This is a genomic window from Flavobacterium panici (genome assembly GCF_903819335.1).
GTDB classification, from domain to species: Bacteria; Bacteroidota; Bacteroidia; order Flavobacteriales; family Flavobacteriaceae; genus Flavobacterium; species Flavobacterium panici.
Map to the genome: position 1 here is coordinate 1 of NZ_CAIJDE010000034.1, position 16463 is coordinate 16463.

Annotated in this window: 14 protein-coding genes and 1 tRNA gene; 9 read left to right on the forward strand and 6 right to left on the reverse strand. The window is 31.8% G+C overall.

The annotated features are described in order from the left end of the window. Positions 1-106 precede the first annotated feature (106 nt). On the reverse strand, positions 107-2224 hold the full coding sequence (locus FLAPXU55_RS06190; RefSeq protein WP_180856996.1) for a glutamine--tRNA ligase/YqeY domain fusion protein: 2118 nt from the start codon (positions 2222-2224) through the stop codon (positions 107-109). A 117-nt stretch (positions 2225-2341) separates the two neighbouring features. Between FLAPXU55_RS06190 and folB the strand changes: the two genes are divergently transcribed. Next, on the forward strand, positions 2342-2701 hold the full coding sequence (gene folB, locus FLAPXU55_RS06195) for a dihydroneopterin aldolase (RefSeq protein ID WP_180856997.1): 360 nt from the start codon (positions 2342-2344) through the stop codon (positions 2699-2701). A gap of 94 nt (positions 2702-2795) precedes the next feature. Next, positions 2796-2866 (forward strand) — tRNA-Cys (locus FLAPXU55_RS06200). A 357-nt stretch (positions 2867-3223) separates the two neighbouring features. Here FLAPXU55_RS06200 and FLAPXU55_RS06205 read toward each other — a convergent pair. The 3 genes from FLAPXU55_RS06205 to rnr are packed head-to-tail and all read right to left on the reverse strand — an operon-like array spanning position 3224 to position 6792. Next, positions 3224-3904 carry a LysE family translocator gene (locus FLAPXU55_RS06205; RefSeq protein WP_053473025.1) on the reverse strand — a complete coding sequence of 227 codons (681 nt, stop codon included), beginning with the start codon at positions 3902-3904 and terminating at the stop codon, positions 3224-3226. A 14-nt stretch (positions 3905-3918) separates the two neighbouring features. Next, complete coding sequence (locus tag FLAPXU55_RS06210) at positions 3919-4587, reverse strand: head GIN domain-containing protein (protein ID WP_180856998.1); 669 nt, start codon at positions 4585-4587, stop codon at positions 3919-3921. Between the two features lie 24 nt (positions 4588-4611). Beyond that, the gene (rnr, locus tag FLAPXU55_RS06215) at positions 4612-6792 is read right to left on the reverse strand and encodes a ribonuclease R (RefSeq protein WP_053473023.1); all 2181 of its coding nucleotides are present in this window, start codon (positions 6790-6792) and stop codon (positions 4612-4614) included. Positions 6793-6902: 110 nt separating this feature from the next. Here rnr and FLAPXU55_RS06220 point away from each other — a divergent pair, with 110 nt between their 5' ends. Then, the gene (locus FLAPXU55_RS06220; protein ID WP_053473022.1) at positions 6903-7136 is read left to right on the forward strand and encodes a putative signal transducing protein; all 234 of its coding nucleotides are present in this window, start codon (positions 6903-6905) and stop codon (positions 7134-7136) included. Positions 7137-8030: 894 nt separating this feature from the next. Further along, positions 8031-8459: a ribose 5-phosphate isomerase B gene (gene rpiB / locus FLAPXU55_RS06225; protein ID WP_073484123.1), complete on the forward strand. Its 429-nt coding sequence runs from the start codon at positions 8031-8033 to the stop codon at positions 8457-8459. A gap of 159 nt (positions 8460-8618) precedes the next feature. Here the strand turns inward: rpiB and FLAPXU55_RS06230 are convergent, their stop codons facing one another. Beyond that, the gene (locus tag FLAPXU55_RS06230; RefSeq protein ID WP_180856999.1) at positions 8619-8888 is read right to left on the reverse strand and encodes a DUF1294 domain-containing protein; all 270 of its coding nucleotides are present in this window, start codon (positions 8886-8888) and stop codon (positions 8619-8621) included. A 115-nt stretch (positions 8889-9003) separates the two neighbouring features. Here FLAPXU55_RS06230 and FLAPXU55_RS06235 point away from each other — a divergent pair, with 115 nt between their 5' ends. Further along, a complete protein-coding gene (locus FLAPXU55_RS06235; RefSeq protein WP_180857000.1) occupies positions 9004-11127 on the forward strand; it encodes a Tex family protein in 2124 nt (707 codons plus the stop codon). A gap of 97 nt (positions 11128-11224) precedes the next feature. Here the strand turns inward: FLAPXU55_RS06235 and FLAPXU55_RS06240 are convergent, their stop codons facing one another. Next, positions 11225-11404 (reverse strand): Sec-independent protein translocase subunit TatA/TatB, encoded by a 180-nt coding sequence (locus FLAPXU55_RS06240; protein WP_042564899.1) that lies wholly within the window; start codon positions 11402-11404, stop codon positions 11225-11227. Positions 11405-11615: 211 nt separating this feature from the next. On the opposite strand from FLAPXU55_RS06240, the gene FLAPXU55_RS06245 reads away from it, so the two are divergent. The 4 genes from FLAPXU55_RS06245 (at position 11616) to FLAPXU55_RS06260 (ending at position 16429) form a co-directional block, all read left to right on the forward strand. Next, a complete protein-coding gene (locus tag FLAPXU55_RS06245) occupies positions 11616-12116 on the forward strand; it encodes a peptidase (RefSeq protein ID WP_180857001.1) in 501 nt (166 codons plus the stop codon). Between the two features lie 11 nt (positions 12117-12127). Then, entirely contained in the window at positions 12128-13612 is a 1485-nt protein-coding gene (locus FLAPXU55_RS06250) for a GH3 auxin-responsive promoter family protein (RefSeq protein ID WP_180857002.1), read from the forward strand. 135 nt (positions 13613-13747) lie between these two features. Then, entirely contained in the window at positions 13748-15427 is a 1680-nt protein-coding gene (locus FLAPXU55_RS06255) for a DUF6909 family protein (RefSeq protein ID WP_053473017.1), read from the forward strand. A gap of 9 nt (positions 15428-15436) precedes the next feature. After that, positions 15437-16429 carry a hypothetical protein gene (locus FLAPXU55_RS06260; protein WP_180857003.1) on the forward strand — a complete coding sequence of 331 codons (993 nt, stop codon included), beginning with the start codon at positions 15437-15439 and terminating at the stop codon, positions 16427-16429. Positions 16430-16463: the final 34 nt, after the last annotated feature.

Consider the following 16463-nt stretch of genomic DNA (forward strand, 5'->3'; position numbering starts at 1 on the left):
AGCCACTTTTAATTTAAAATATTTATAAAAATTTTAATTCTAATAAAAAATATAAATAATAAAAAAAGCGCTTATAAAAAGCGCTTTCAATAGATTCTAATTATTTTTATTTTTTTACCATTTCAGATAAAATTTCAATTTCTCGCTCCGATGCATTTTTTGGAGGATTTGAATATAATTTTAAAATTTCATCATCAAATTGATTTTTGAAACTTTCACTTTCAATATCTCTTAAATTTAAAAGTGCTTTTGATCGAACATAAGTTGACTCACTTTTTAAAGACATTGAATATAATTTCTTAACATCTTCTTCTTCAAAATCTGTAGATTTCCAAGTTGAATATTTCAAAATAAATTGAGAAAACAACAGCGAAGCTTTATTATTGTTGATATTCTTTTTTAATGAATTTTGTAAAAGTGAAAAACTAGAAACATTTTTGATGTTCTCCCCTATTGCACTTTCAATTGCAATACGTTCTGGTTTAGTTTCAACTTTAAAATATTTGTTGATTTCTTTTAAAGAATTGTTGATGCTGTTCTCTTCTTTTTTACCTTTTTCTTCCCAGGCATCTTTCAATCCAACAGTTTTGTTAAATACTAATTTTGAAGTAGTTGAGTCTTTATCAACAGTAAAATAACCTAAACGTTGAAACTGAAATTTATCTTCATTTTGAACTGTTGCTAAACTTGGTTCAACAAATCCGGTTACAATTTCTAATGAATTTGGATTCACAAAATCTAAGAAATTTTTGTCTTTATAACTGTCCGGAGCTTCATCTGTAAACAAACGATCGTACAAACGAACTTCTGCTTCAAGAGCATGCTGAATTGAAACCCAATGTAAAGTTCCAGATACTTTTCTTTGGCTTGCTTCAGTGCCGCTTCCGCTTAAAGAATCGGTGTCATATGTTACATGAATTTCTGTAATATTTCCTTCAGCATCTTTTATAACAGATTCACCTTTAATAATATATGCATTTTTAAGACGAACTTCTTTTCCTAAAGTCAAACGGAAAAATTTAGCTGGAGCTTCTTCTAAAAAATCTTCTCTTTCTATGTATAATTCACGAGAAAAAGGCACTTTTCTGAAACCTGCATTTTCATCTTCCTGATTATTTTCGGCTTCAAGCCACTCTTCTTTTCCCTCTGGATAATTTGTAATTACCAATTTTACCGGATCCAAAACAGCCATTACACGAGGTGCAATTTTGTTCAAATCTTCACGAATACAAAATTCTAAAACCGATACATTTATTAAATTATCACGCTTTGCAATACCAATTGTATTAGCAAAATTACGCAAAGATGCAGCTGTATATCCTCTTCTTCTTAACCCGGAAATTGTTGACATTCTAGGATCATCCCAACCGTTAACATGCTTTTCTTTAACTAGTTGCTGTAATTTTCTTTTACTAACAACGGTATGTGATAAGTTACGTCTTGCAAATTCTCTTTGCTTTGGACGCAGTTTATTTTCATCTAAAATTTGATCTAAAAACCAATCGTATAATTCACGGTGAGGCAAGAATTCAAGTGTACAAAATGAGTGTGAGATTTCTTCTAAATAATCACTTTGTCCGTGTGCCCAATCGTACATTGGATAAATTTTCCAGCTGTCTCCCGTTCTATGGTGATATTTGTGTAAAATTCTGTACATGATAGGATCACGCATTAACATGTTTGTTGATTTCATGTCAATTTTAGCACGAAGAATATGTGTACCAGCCTCAAATTCACCGTTTTTCATTCTTTCGAATAAATCTAAATTTTCTTCAACAGAACGATTTCTAAATGGAGAATCTGTTCCAGTTGTTGATGGAGTTCCTTTTTGAATAGCCATATCTTCAGAAGATTGGCTATCAACATAAGCTTTATCTTTCTTAATTAATAAAACTGCCCAATCATACAATTGCTGAAAATAATCAGAAGCATAACGTTCTTCTGCCCAGGTATAACCCAGCCATTCTACATCTTTTTTAATAGCATCAACAAATTCCTGCTCTTCTTTTTCTGGGTTTGTATCATCAAAACGTAAGTTTACAGGTGATTGATAATCAATACCTAAACCAAAATTTAATGCAATAGAACTTGCATGTCCAATGTGTAAATAACCATTTGGTTCTGGTGGAAAACGAAAATGAAGTTTAGTTTGTGAAAGACCTGATTTTAAATCTTCCTCTATGATTTGTTCAATAAAATTGAGTGATTTCTCTTCTGATGCCATTATTTTATAGTAATTTTAGCAAAGATAAAAAAGTTTACAGTTTTCGGTTTACAGTTTACAGTTTTCTTTAGAAACTTCTCAGTAAACCTGAAACTTAGAACTTGAAACTAAATTAAAATGGGAGTTATTAAACTAAAAAACATTCGTACTTTTTCTTACCACGGATGTTTAATTGAAGAAGGAAAAATCGGATCTGATTACACAGTCGATCTAAAAGTGAAAACTAATTTAGAGAAATCAGCCGATACAGATCATCTTTTAGATACTGTTGATTATGTTCATTTGAATAAAATTGTTACTGAAGAAATGGCAATTCGTTCGCATTTATTAGAACATGTAGCCAAAAGAATCAATAATCGTGTACTTGCAGAGATAGAAACTGTAGAAAAAACAACAGTTTGGGTTTCTAAAATAAATCCTCCTATTGGCGGTGATGTTGAATCAGTTACCATAAAAATGACGGAAATTAGAAAGTAATTATTTTATTTAAAATCGTATTTTTTCAAAATAGTTCATATGAAACTTTTGAATTTTAAAGATTTTAGTTACTTTTGCCATCCGTTCAAGCAATGGCGTCGTGGCCGAGCGGCTAGGCTGGGCTCTGCAAAAGCTCCTACTCCGGTTCGAATCCGGACGATGCCTCTAAAACCTTCAAAGCAATTTGAAGGTTTTTTTTATGTTTAATTTTTAGAAAAAATTAGATAAATATATTGGTTCGAATCCAGACGATGATTTAAAACCTTCAAAGCAATTTGAAAGTTTTTTATGTCTAAACTTTCCACAATCTTGTCATTTTGACCGAAGGGAGAAATCGCACAAGTAATTCCGTAACTATGATCGCCAATCTTTATCGATATGCTAGTGCGATTTCTCCCTTCGGTCAAAATGACAAACTTTGTGTATACTTCGTGAGATTGCTTCGTTCCTCGGAATGACTATAAAAACAAAAAAACCTCTGAAATTCAGAGGTTTAATTTTATATTTTTGAGTTATTAACAACTACTTATTTTCTATTTTTTCGAAAGCGTTTTTAACCATTTCTTTTTCTTTTGGAAACCAGCCTTGAGTTATTAACACTACTCCAAAAACCATTAAAACTATACTTATTCCTTTTTTGATTTTTAAGATATTAGTTGGTGTCATTTTAGATTTTAATTGTTTGGCTAATAATATTTTAAGACAGTCAACTAACAAATATGTTATGATTACTGAAGTAAAAAAAGTAATCATTCTTGAGTTTTGCATTTCTAATTTTGGTCCAACTGAAATAATTACAGCTAACCAAAAACCTAAAACTCCAATGTTGATAACGTTAAGTAAAAAGCCTTTTATAAATAAACTTCCGTAATTTCTTTTTATAATATCACGGTCAATTTCTTCATCATCAATTTTTTCTTCATTTCTTAATCTTACAAAGGAAATTATACCGTAAGCCAGCATAATTATTCCGCCAAAAATGAAAAGGGCAGGTTTATCTTTTAAACTCTGAATTAATCTATAACTTCCTAAATAGGCAATTGCTATAAAAAAAATATCACCTAGAACTACACCTAGATCAAATACCAATGCGGCTCTGAATCCTTTTGTAATACTGGTTTCTAATAGTATAAAAAATACCGGACCTACCATAAAGCTTAGAAAAAGTCCCCATGGCAGTCCAGCCAGAATATCATTTATCATCAAATTACTAGTTGTTATTTTACTTCTTCGATTTTACCTCCAAATACTGTTTTTTGATTTATTTGCTTTGGTTTACCATAAATGTAAATAGAGCCTCCTGCGCTTACCCTTGCGTCAACAAGGGTTGATGCATTAACATCGGCTTTTCCGCCCGCAGAAACGCTTACTTTAGTCTGAGATGTGGCTAATTTACTTCCTAAGAAATATCCGCCGGCTCCTAAACTTGCATCAAGGTTGTCTGCTTTACCAGTTGCAGTAATTTCTCCACCGGAAACTGAACTTACTTTTAGTTTATCAACATTCAAATCTACATTAATTTTTCCACCTTCCTGCGCACTTACTTTAAATGAAGTTGCTTTTATAGCATCTTTACTGATTACTTCTGCACCTTCATTAACATCAATCAGTTCAATATGTTTATAATACAAAGTAACTTCAAGATCATTTCCTGACAGCAATTTAGGAAAAGGCATTCTTAATTTTAATACACCATTTTTGTTAACAGCTTCCAGCTCTGCTTCTCTTGCTCCTTTTACAACAACTTTATTTTCAGATGATGGAACTAATTTTACACTTAATTTATCGTAAACTTTTACGGTATCAAAATCACCTAACTCTTTAGTAACCTGACTAAAAGACATTTGTACAAATAAAATTGCTGCTCCAATAAATAACTTTTTCATACTTTTATTTTTATAATTAAACTTTTATTCTGCTCTTCTTAAAAAATGAAAATCCAGTTGTTTCTTCACTAAATCGGCATTTTTTACTTTCACATAAATTTCGTCCCCTAATTGCAAAATGCTGTTTGAGGTTGCTCCAACCAATGCATATTGTTTTTCATCGAAAGTATAATAATCATCTTTTATTTCTCTGATTCTTACCATTCCTTCGCATTTATTAGAAACGATTTCAACATAAATTCCCCATTCTGTAACACCAGAAATAACACCAAGAAATTCTTCATCCTGATGATCCTGCATGTATTTAACCTGCATGTATTTAATACTATCTCGTTCAGCATTAGTCGCTAAACTTTCCATATTAGAACAATGTAAACTTTTTGTTTCATATGTTTCTTCGTCTACAGAAGCTCCTCCATCCAGATAATACTGTAACAAACGGTGTACCATAACGTCTGGATAGCGACGAATTGGCGATGTAAAATGGCTGTAATAATCAAAAGCTAAACCATAATGACCAATATTATCTGTCGAATATTTGGCTTTACTCATACTTCTAATCGCAAGAGTATCAATTAAGTTTTGCTCTTTTTTACCATTTACTTCTTCCATCAAAGAGTTCAATGATTTTGCAATATCGCCTTTATTTCTAAAATCAATTTTATAACCAAATTTAGCAATTACGGTTTGCATCGCAATCAATTTATCTTCGTTTGGTTCGTCGTGAATCCTGTAAACAAAGGTTTTCTTTTGTTTACCAATGTATTCCGCCACTTTTCTATTGGCAAGAAGCATGAATTCTTCAATTAAATGATTAGCATCTTTTGAGATTTTAAAGTAAACCCCTTCTGGTTCTCCTTCTTCATTCAAATTAAATTTTACTTCAACTTTATCAAAAGAAATAGCACCATTCTGCATTCTTTTCTTTCTTAAAATCTTCGCTAATTCATCTAGTTTTAAAGTTGCTTCTACAATTTCATCTGAAACCACATAAGATTCTCCGGTAATTGAAATATCAACCGGAATTGTATTGTCTTTTGTTTCAATGATATATTGTGCTTCTTCATAAGCAAAACGCTGATCTGAATAAATTACTGTTCTTCCAAACCATTGGTTAATAACCTGCGAAGTTGGAGAAACTTCAAATACGGCAGAGAATGTATATTTCTCTTCATTCGGGCGAAGTGAACAGGCAAAATTAGACAATACTTCAGGAAGCATTGGCACTACTCTATCTACTAAATAAACTGAAGTTGCACGTTGATAAGCTTCATCATCCAGAATTGTTCCTTCTTCTAAATAATAAGAAACATCGGCAATATGAATTCCGATTTCGAAATTTCCGTTCTCTAACTTTTTGAAAGATAATGCATCATCAAAATCTTTTGCATCTTTTGGATCTATCGTAAACGTAAGCGTATCACGCATATCACGACGTTTTGCAATTTCAGATTCCTGAATCGAAGTATCTAATTTTTGTGCAAAAACTTCTACTTCTACCGGGAAATCAGATGGCAATCCATATTCGGCTAAAATAGCATGAATCTCTGTATTGTGTTCTCCGGGTTTTCCTAAAACTCTAATTACAGATCCAAACGGACTATCGGCTCTTTTTGGCCAGTCATCAATTTTTACAAGAACAACATCTCCATTTTCTGCTTCACCTATTTTATCCTTTGGAATAAAAATATCGGTATACATTTTAGGATTTGCAGTTGAAACAAAAGCAAAATTTGCCTGAATATCAATTACTCCAACAAACTCTGTTTTATCTCTTTCTATAACTTCAATTACTTCACCTTCAGGTCTTTTACCTTTTCTACGGTTATAAACGTAAACTTTTACTTTGTCTTTATCTAAAGCACGATTCAAATTATTAGTCGGAATAAAAACATCTTCTTCAAATTCGTCACAAATAAAATATGCCGTTTTTCTGCTCGTCATATCTATCGTTCCTTCGTAATAATCCTGACTAATTGCTTTGACTAAATATTTTCCAGGTTCTGTTTCTACAATTTTCTTTTGAGCAGCCAGAATTTTTAAATCTTTTATAATCTGGTTTCTGCTATTTGTATCGTCAAGTTCTAACTTTGCTCCTATCTGTTTATAATTAAATGGCTTATTGGCATTTTGCGATAAAATCTTAAGGATCTTCCCAGAGAAATCTTTCTCTTTTTTTATCGGCTTTCTAATTTTCTTACTCATATATCTTTTCTTATAAGGTTTAAAATTACAAATAAGAAATCAGATAATTCTTTTTAACAAATAGAATTATTAAAAATATAACTTTTCGTACATTTACAAAAAGACCTAATATGGAAAGCTTTAAGACGATCGCCGTATTCAATTATCTGCACGAAACAGTGGTTCTCAAACACTTACTTGAACAAGAAGAAATTCCATATTTTTTCGAAAACGAAGTGACGCTTTCTGTTATGCCGCTTTACTCAAATGCGCTCGGCGGAATCAAACTCAAAGTTCATCCAAACGATTTCGAAGAAGTGCAGCAAATTCTGGACAATCTGAACAATCCTCTTAAAATCGTTTAAATTCTTTCTTTTTTCAAACTCAAAAAATTTTTTTTTCCTTTTCAACTTTTTTAGTTTTCAACATATATTAAATACAACAAAAAAGAAATTTTAAATTTAATTAATTTTTGATGGTTATTATAGCTTGTTAATATGTCGAATAAATTTATTTTTAAAAGTATTGAAATGAAGTTTCTCTTAGTTATTGGGAGTTATCAACATAGTTATATTGAGCTAAAAGATTAATTTATAAGACTTTTTGTATTTTAATTAACAACGGTTGACAACCAAAAATGGATTCATTTTGTAGATAAGTTCATATGTTGATATTTGTTGAAAATGGCATTTTTGATATTGATAACTTTTCCAAAAATTCCTCAAACTTTATTAGGATTTTTAATTCCAGTTTTGGATTAGGTTTTTTTTTGACACAACCAAAAAAAACTTCTAATTTTCTATCTCAACTTATTAACAAATAATGTTAACTTAAAGTTAATTGAATATCAACGAATTACGATTTGGTATTAACATTCTAAAATTTTAACAAATTTTTTGTTTATTCTTAATTGATTATGAGGTAGTTATGGAGTTGTTGAAATTGTTGATAAGTGTTAAGTTTTTGATATGATGTGAGTTATAAATAATCCAGTATTTAGTGGATTTAACGTAAAGCACATAAAGTTTTTACTCAAAGTTGATAAATTGAAATTTGCATAATCTTTGACTAAATTGTTGCTGCAAAAGAACACAAAGTTTAGTTTTAAAGTATTAAATTTTTGTAAACAAATTCAATTTTGATTTTTTAAAACACAGTAAAATGTTAGTAAGCAAAAAATTAGTGAAAATTAGTGAAATTCGTGGCAAACATTTATTAATTGAGTAAATTTGTACTACACAACTTAATAGTATAGAAAAATGAAAATTTCGATAGGAAACGACCACGCAGGACCAGAATATAAAAAAGCAATTGTGGCAATGCTTGAAGCAAAAGGATATGAAGTAACAAATTATGGAACAGATACTGATGCTTCTGTTGATTATCCTGATTTTGGACATCCGGTTGCAAATGATGTATCTGAAGGAAAAGCTGATTTTGGAATCGTTATCTGCGGAAGCGGAAACGGAATTGCAATGACGGTTAATAAACACCCAAAAGTGAGAGCCGGATTATGCTGGACTAAAGAAATTGCTTATTTGACCCGTTTACATAATGATGCAAATATTGTGAGTATTCCGGCGCGTTTTACTTCTATCCCGCAAGCGGTTGAAATCGTTGAGACTTTTTTAACGACTGCATTTGAAGGCGGTAGACACCAAAATCGAGTTAATAAGATCGCTTGTTAATAAGAGTCAAAAAAAAAATCGGGTGCTTCGCACCAAATAAATAGAAACACACCGGGCGGATTTTTAAAATCCATCCGGTTTTTTATTTAATTATTTAGAATACAGTTGATTAAGTTAAAGGTAATCATCAAAAATTTAGGTTATTAACAATGTTAATATCTATCTTTTGTTAGTGAAGTAGAAGTAAACCAAAACAGCCTGAATTAAAAAAATCAACGAGAATTTGACAATAAATGAAGTTTTACTCGTTTTATGTTTGTAGAAAAACATCGCTGTTAATAAACCTGGTGTTCCTCCAATCGCTTCAAGAAAAAACAAAGTATTTTCGGGGATTCTTCGTTTATTTTTTCGGGCCAGATATTTATCATAACCGGCAAGAATAAAAAGGATGATATTTATAAATAAAAAATAGAGTAAAAAAATTTCCATTGGCATAATATTCAAAACAAAGATATTATTTTAGCCGAATCATTGATTAATTTCTGAATTAATTTTAACAAGTAAATTATATCAATTTATAATTAAGAATTTATTTCATTAAAGTATGACTAATATTCAATTCATTGCCAAGTCTGTTCAGGCGCCTGCAGTTAGTATTCAAAACACTGTAAAATTACTAGAGGAAGATTGTACGATTCCGTTTATTTCGCGTTACCGAAAAGACTCGACCGGAAATCTTGATGAAACTGTAATCGAGCTGATTGCAAAATTGCAAAAAGATTATGATACACTGGTAAAACGTAAAGAAGCTGTTCTAAAATCAATTGAAGAACAAAAAGCGCTTACGCCAGATTTGAAGAAAAAAATTGAAGAAAGTTTTGATTTACAGGAAATAGAAGATTTTTACCTTCCTTACAAAAAGAAGAAAAAAACAAAAGCAGATGTTGCCCGCGAATTTGGTTTAGAACCTTTGGCAAAATTGATTATATCTGAAAGTGATGTTGATATTGATTTCCTTTCTACACAATATATTAATGAAAATGTTATTAACGAAGAAGCGGCCATTCAGGGCGCAAGAGATATTGTAGCGGAATGGATTAACGAAAATATTTACGTTCGTAAACAGCTTCGTAGATTGTTCCAGAGAAAAGCAACTATTGGAACTAAAGTCGTAAAAAAGAAAGCAGAGGAAGAAGGCGCTCAAAAATTCAGTCAATATTTTGATTGGGAAGAATCTTTAACAAAAGCGCCAGCGCACCGATTATTAGCAATGCTTCGTGCTGAAAATGAAGGTTATATCAAAATGAAAATTGATGTTGATATCGATGATGCTTACGATGTAATTGACGAAATCATTATTAAAAAACAAAATAATACAACGGCTCATTTACAATTAGCAATTGAGGATAGTTACAAACGTTTATTGAATCCGGCAATTGGAAATGAAACCTTGCAGGAAGCAAAGGCAAAAGCAGATGCCAATTCAATTCAGGTTTTTGCTAACAATTTAGGACAATTATTATTGGCTCCGCCTTTAGGAGAAAAACGAATTTTGGCAATCGATCCAGGATTTAGAAGCGGATGTAAAGTAGTGTGTCTGGACGAAAAAGGCGATTTATTATACAACGAAACGATTTATCCGCACGCACCTCAAAACGAGGAATCGATGGCGATAAAAAAAATCCGTTCGATGGTCAATGCGTATCAAATTGACGCGATTTCTATCGGTAACGGAACTGCTTCAAGAGAAACGGAATTTTTCATAAAAAAAATCGCGTTTGACAAACCAATGCAGGTTTTTATTGTTTCAGAAGCTGGAGCGTCGGTTTATTCAGCATCAAAAATTGCGAGAGAAGAATTTCCAAATTATGATGTAACGGTTCGTGGTTCGGTTTCTATTGGGCGACGTCTTTCAGATCCATTGGCCGAATTGGTAAAAATCGATCCAAAAGCAATTGGAGTTGGACAATATCAACATGATGTTGACCAAACTAAATTAAAAGAAGAATTAGACAGTACAGTAATTCGCTGCGTAAACTCGGTTGGAATTAATATTAACACGGCAAGTAAACATTTACTAAGTTATGTGAGTGGAATAGGAGAGAAGCTTGCTGAAAATATTGTGCAATACCGTTCTGAAAACGGACCTTTTGAAGACAGAAAACAGTTGAAAAAAGTACCGCGTTTAGGCGATAAAGCCTATCAGCAGGGAGCAGCGTTTATTAGAATTACAAATGCTAAAAATCCGCTGGATAATTCGGCGGTGCATCCGGAGGCTTATCCGGTTGTTGAAAAGATGGCAAAGGATTTGAATCTTTCGTTAAATGATTTAATTGCAAATAAAGAGAAAACAGCGCTTATTAAGCCTGAAAAATATGTAACACCTGAAATTGGTTTACTTACACTAAAAGACATCATAAAAGAGCTTGAAAAGCCTGGATTAGACCCAAGAAAGTCGGCGAAGGTTTTTGAATTTGATGCAAATGTAAAATCGATCAAAGATTTGAGAACCGGAATGATTCTTCCGGGGATTGTTAATAACATTACCAACTTTGGCTGTTTTGTTGATATCGGAATCAAAGAAAGTGGATTGGTTCACATTTCGCAATTAAAAGCCGGTTTTGTAAGCGACGTAAACGAAGTAGTAAAATTACATCAGCATGTTGATGTGAAGGTTACTGAGGTTGATGAGGATAGAAAGAGAATTCAGTTGACGATGGTGCTTTAAAATTTTCAAAAAAGAAATTCCAAATCCCAAAAGGATATAAAACAAAAAATCCCAGACTACAATTTGTAATCTGGGATTTTTAATAAGTTGAAGGTTATTATTTTGTTTCTTCCTCTTGTTTTTTTGCAGGAGCAGGTTGATCGTCTTTAGCAGCGTTTTTAAATTCCTTAATTCCACTTCCTAAACCTTTCATTAATTCTGGAATTTTTTTACCTCCAAAAAGTAATATCACAATACCTACGATAACAAGGATTTCTGTAAGACCTAATCTTCCCATGACTATTATATTTAATGCCGAAGCAAATTGATTTTTTATTTTCACCGCAAAGGTATATAGAATATACGAACAAGAATGGTTTTTGGATTAAAAAATTTCTTTTTTAGTGCGTTAAATATTTTATAAAATCATTATATTACTGCAAATGCTCATTTTTTGCAAGCATTAACAATGCGATTAATTACTATATTTGCTCATATAAATAACCAAAATGGCTAAGAAAAAAAGGAACTTAAGGAAAAAATTATTCATCAAAAACCGATTGGTAATTTTGAATGAAGATACTTTTGAAGAAATTTTTTCTTTCAGACTTACATTAATGAATGTGTTTGTAATGTTTACTTTAGGCGGAATATTTCTTATTCTGGTTACTACTTTCATTATCGCATTTACTCCTTTAAGAGAATTTATTCCGGGTTATTCTTCTTCTCAATTAAAAAGAAATGCTACGGAATTGGCCATAAAATCGGATTCATTAGAAACAGCGCTTAAAAAAAATGAAGCTTATATAAAAGGAGTTCAAAAAGTTTTGAGTGGTCAGCTGGAATACGCAAAATTTAATAAAGACTCTATTATAGGTGAAGCCGATGAACCTTCAGATTTAAATATGAAAGCCTCAGAAGAAGAAATTAAACTAAGGGAAGAAGTGGCGAAATTAGAGCAGGAGACAAGCCAGAAAAAAGGCAAGAAAAACAAAAGTGACAAAAAATAATACCACAAAAAATGTCAATTAAATCGATAGCAGCAAAAATATTTGCCCGCAAAATATACAACCAAACTCTTTCCTGGGCCAATAAACCAATTGAAACTCAAATAGAAGTTTTTAAAAGCCTGATCGAAAATGCGAAAGAAACAGAATTTGGAAAAGATCATAATTTTGCCTCAATAAAAACATTTGAAGATTTTCAAAAAAACGTTCCTATTCGCGATTACGAAGATTTAAAAAATTATATCGAAAAGGTTAAGGCTGGAGAAGAAAACATTCTGTGGAAAGGAAAACCTCTTTATTTTGCCAAAACATCAGGAACAACTTCTGGCGCCAAATATATTCCGCTTACAAAAGAATCAATGCCTACGCATGTCAATGCTGCGCGTAATGCAATTCTACATTATATTAACGAAACCGGAAACGCTGATTTTGTTGATGGCAAAATGATATTTTTACAAGGAAGCCCAATTTTGACCGAAAAACACGGAATTAAATTTGGAAGACTTTCTGGTATTGTAGCGCATTTTGTTCCGAAATATTTACAAAAAAACCGAATGCCATCGTGGGAAACCAATTGCATTGAGGATTGGGAAACGAAAGTAAATACAATTGTAGGCGAAACGATTAATGAAAATATGTCTGTGATTTCCGGAATTCCGTCTTGGGTACAAATGTATTTTGAGCGTTTACAGGAAAGAAGCGGCGGAAAAAAGATAAGCGAAATCTTTAAGAACTTTAATTTGTTTATTTACGGAGGTGTTAATTACGAACCTTATCGTGCCAAGTTTGAGCAAATGATTGGTAAAAAAGTAGACAGCATTGAGCTGTTTCCTGCTTCTGAAGGATTTTTTGCCTATCAGGATTCTCAAAAAGAAAAAGGAATGCTTTTATTGTTGAATTCGGGTATTTTCTACGAATTCATTAAAGCCGATGAATTCTTTACCGAAAACCCAAAACGTTATACAATTGGCGAAGTAGAACTAGGCGTAAATTATGCTTTAATAGTTTCTACGAATGCCGGACTTTGGGGTTATAATATTGGCGATACCATTCAGTTCACCTCTTTGGCTCCGTATCGTGTCATAGTTTCAGGACGTATTAAACATTACATTTCTGCTTTTGGAGAACACGTAATTGCAAACGAAGTAGAGAATGCAATGAAAGAAGCAACAGCCGGAACTAACATTGTCATAAACGAATTTACCGTTGCGCCGCAAATCACGCCAGCAAACGGATTGCCATATCATGAATGGTTAATAGAGTTTGAAAAAGAGCCGGAAAATATAGAAATTTTTGCGGAAGCAATTGATGATTCGATGCGAAAACAAAATATTTATTATGACGATTTAATTACCGGAAACGTTTTAAGAAAAGTCGTTATCAGTAAAGTTTCAAAAAACGGATTTCAGGAATACATGAAATCGCAGGGCAAATTAGGCGGACAAAATAAAATTCCGAGATTGTCGAATGACAGAAAGATTGCGGATAATTTGAAATAGAATCATCGATTTTATTAATCTCTTCTAACAATTTGTTAAATACCATTTTACTGAAATTACATATATAATTCCTACTTTCGCTTGTCAAAAGTTAGAATGATCTTCACTATTTCGAAGATTTTAAAATAAAATAAAATGAAAGAAACCAAACATATATCAAGATCAAGAGCTCAGGAATCATCTGCAGCGATAGAAAAAATGTACATTACAATGCGCCATTTATTCAACCGTGGTTTTTACAAACCAATGGGAGTTTCTGGTGACAGCTTACGCGAATCATTATTAGCATTACGTCCGGAAATCTACGGAAATATTGCCGAAGAAAAAGTAGAATTAAACGGGCTTTTATACGTTATAGAGCGTCTTCCGATAGGAATTGAACAATGCCGATTCATTAACTTAACTTCAGACGAAGGATATTCTAAATCACATTTTCAGCCAATTGTTCCTCCAAAAAGAAGAAGAAATTGCTACAGAATCGACGAAGAACAAATGAATGTTGAAATCACGCGCGGACGTTCAGATATTTATGATATCCTGACGCATTTGACTTTTATTTTCATCGAATCTCATAAAATTAAAAATAGAGTTTTAATTGACGACGGCGGAGAAGTGTCGCGCGACTGGCTAAAATTAGAGCAAGCCGTTACGCAGACAAAAAAGCTTTCGCAGATTGAAAAAGAAAAAGCTATTTCGCATGTTGCTAATATTTTGGCTAGAACTTTTGAAGAAGTTTTGGATATCTACGATGCATTTGGTTCAGAAAATGCTCCAGATCGTTTCCTGCATGTTATCTATTGGTTAGGAAAATTAGCGATCGAGGAAATTGTAGAAAACAATAAACGAACGATAACTTTTAGTCCGGTTTTACGTGAACGTCTTGGACATCATATTCACGGAGAAATCTGGGCAACAAACATCAAGGAAGTTCTAAAAGCAAACGATCTTTTAAAACGTCCAATTCACGTAATAAGTGCCAATATGCACAGCGTGATGAACTCGATTTTTGCAACACCTTTATTAACATCAAAATACAAAGGCAAAACAGATTTCTTTATTTATGAAGAATTAAGCAGTTCGGGTTCAAAAGAAATAAGAACCCAGGTTGAAGAACTAGCGTTGAAAAACGGGATGATTTCTTTACCAGATACTTCAGGAACAAATATCGACGTTCAAATTTTTGATACTGCCAAAATTGACTGGTCAAAAACGTCATTTTCATACGCCAATATCGACGAAGAGAAACCGGTAATTATTGTAATGGATTATGCTTTTGGAGAACAGGCCTATGAAACAATCGATGAGCTTTTAAAACCATTTAAAAAAGAAACGTTGCTAAACGTAAAATCAGTTTCTATTATGGGTAAGGCCGGAATTCTGGAAGGAGGAAAAGGCGATATCATGATTCCTTCGGCACATATAAATGAAGGAACGGCGGATAACTATTTCTTCGAAAATGAATTAACAGGCGCAATGTTCGAAGGAAACGACATCGACGTTTATGAAGGTGCAATGGTTACCGTTTTAGGAACTTCATTACAAAACAGAGATTTATTGAAATTTTTCCACGAATCGACTTGGGGCGTAATTGGTCTTGAAATGGAAGGTTCTTATTATCAAAAAGCAATTCAGTCAGCATCAAAAATTAGAAAAAGCGTGCCACACGATATAAAAGTTCGTTACGCATATTATGCTTCAGATAACCCATTAGAAACAGGAAGTACATTAGCTTCGGGCGGATTGGGAACAACGGGGGTAAAACCAACTTATTTGATCACAATTAAGATTTTAGAGCAGATTTTCAACATCAAATAAAAACCAAAAATGAGTACAAAAGTACCACAAAATAATACTGATCATGAGATTGATCTATTTCTAATTTCAAAAAGTATAGGTAGATTTTTTGATAGAATAAATACTGCTATTTTTAGATCGATTCAATTTTTAATTCGAAATTGGATCATTGTTGTAACATTACTTTTATTTGGATTTGGATTGGGTTGGTATTTTGACTCAAGTAAAAAATCATTTCAAAATCAGATTGTTGTATCACCAAATTTTGGAAGCGTTGATTATTTGTATTCAAAAATTGATTTAATTGATTCAAAAATTAATGCCGGTGATACCATTTTTCTAAAAAATGTGGTTGGAATTTCTCATCCTAAAGCAATTAAAAAAATTGAAATTAAACCTATTTCTGATGCTTTTAAATTTGTAGAAGATAGAGAACCAAACTTTGAACTTATTAAGTTAATGGCTGATGAGGGTGACATTAATAAAATTTTAATTGATAATGTTGTAAGTAAAAATTATACTTATCATACAATTTCTTTTATTTCAACTGAATTAGTTAATGAAAAAGATTTTATTGAACCATTATTAAAATATTTAAATTCTTCAGAATATTTTGACTCTGCTCAAAAAATAGGTTATAATAGTATGAAACAGCAAATTGCTCAAAATGATACTATTATTGCTCAAATAGATAATGTTTTAAGTGGTTTTTCAAATACAGTGAAAAACACGAATAAAAATGATAAATTGGTTTATTACAATGAAAATACCCAATTGAACGACCTTATTAAAACGAAACAATATTTAGTTGTTGAGCAAGGTAGAAACAGATTAAAATTATTAAGTTTTGATAAAACGATTAAGGAAATCAATTCTACTTTAAATATAAAAAATACAAAATCACTTAATGGGAAATTAAAATTTATATTCCCTGTTTTGTTTCTTTTTTTGTTTCTTTTCTTAAATTTTCTTTTTAAATTTTATAAAAAACAGTTATTAAAGGAGAAATTGATTGAACCATAAAATAAGTTAGTTTAATAATTTATTTATGAATAAG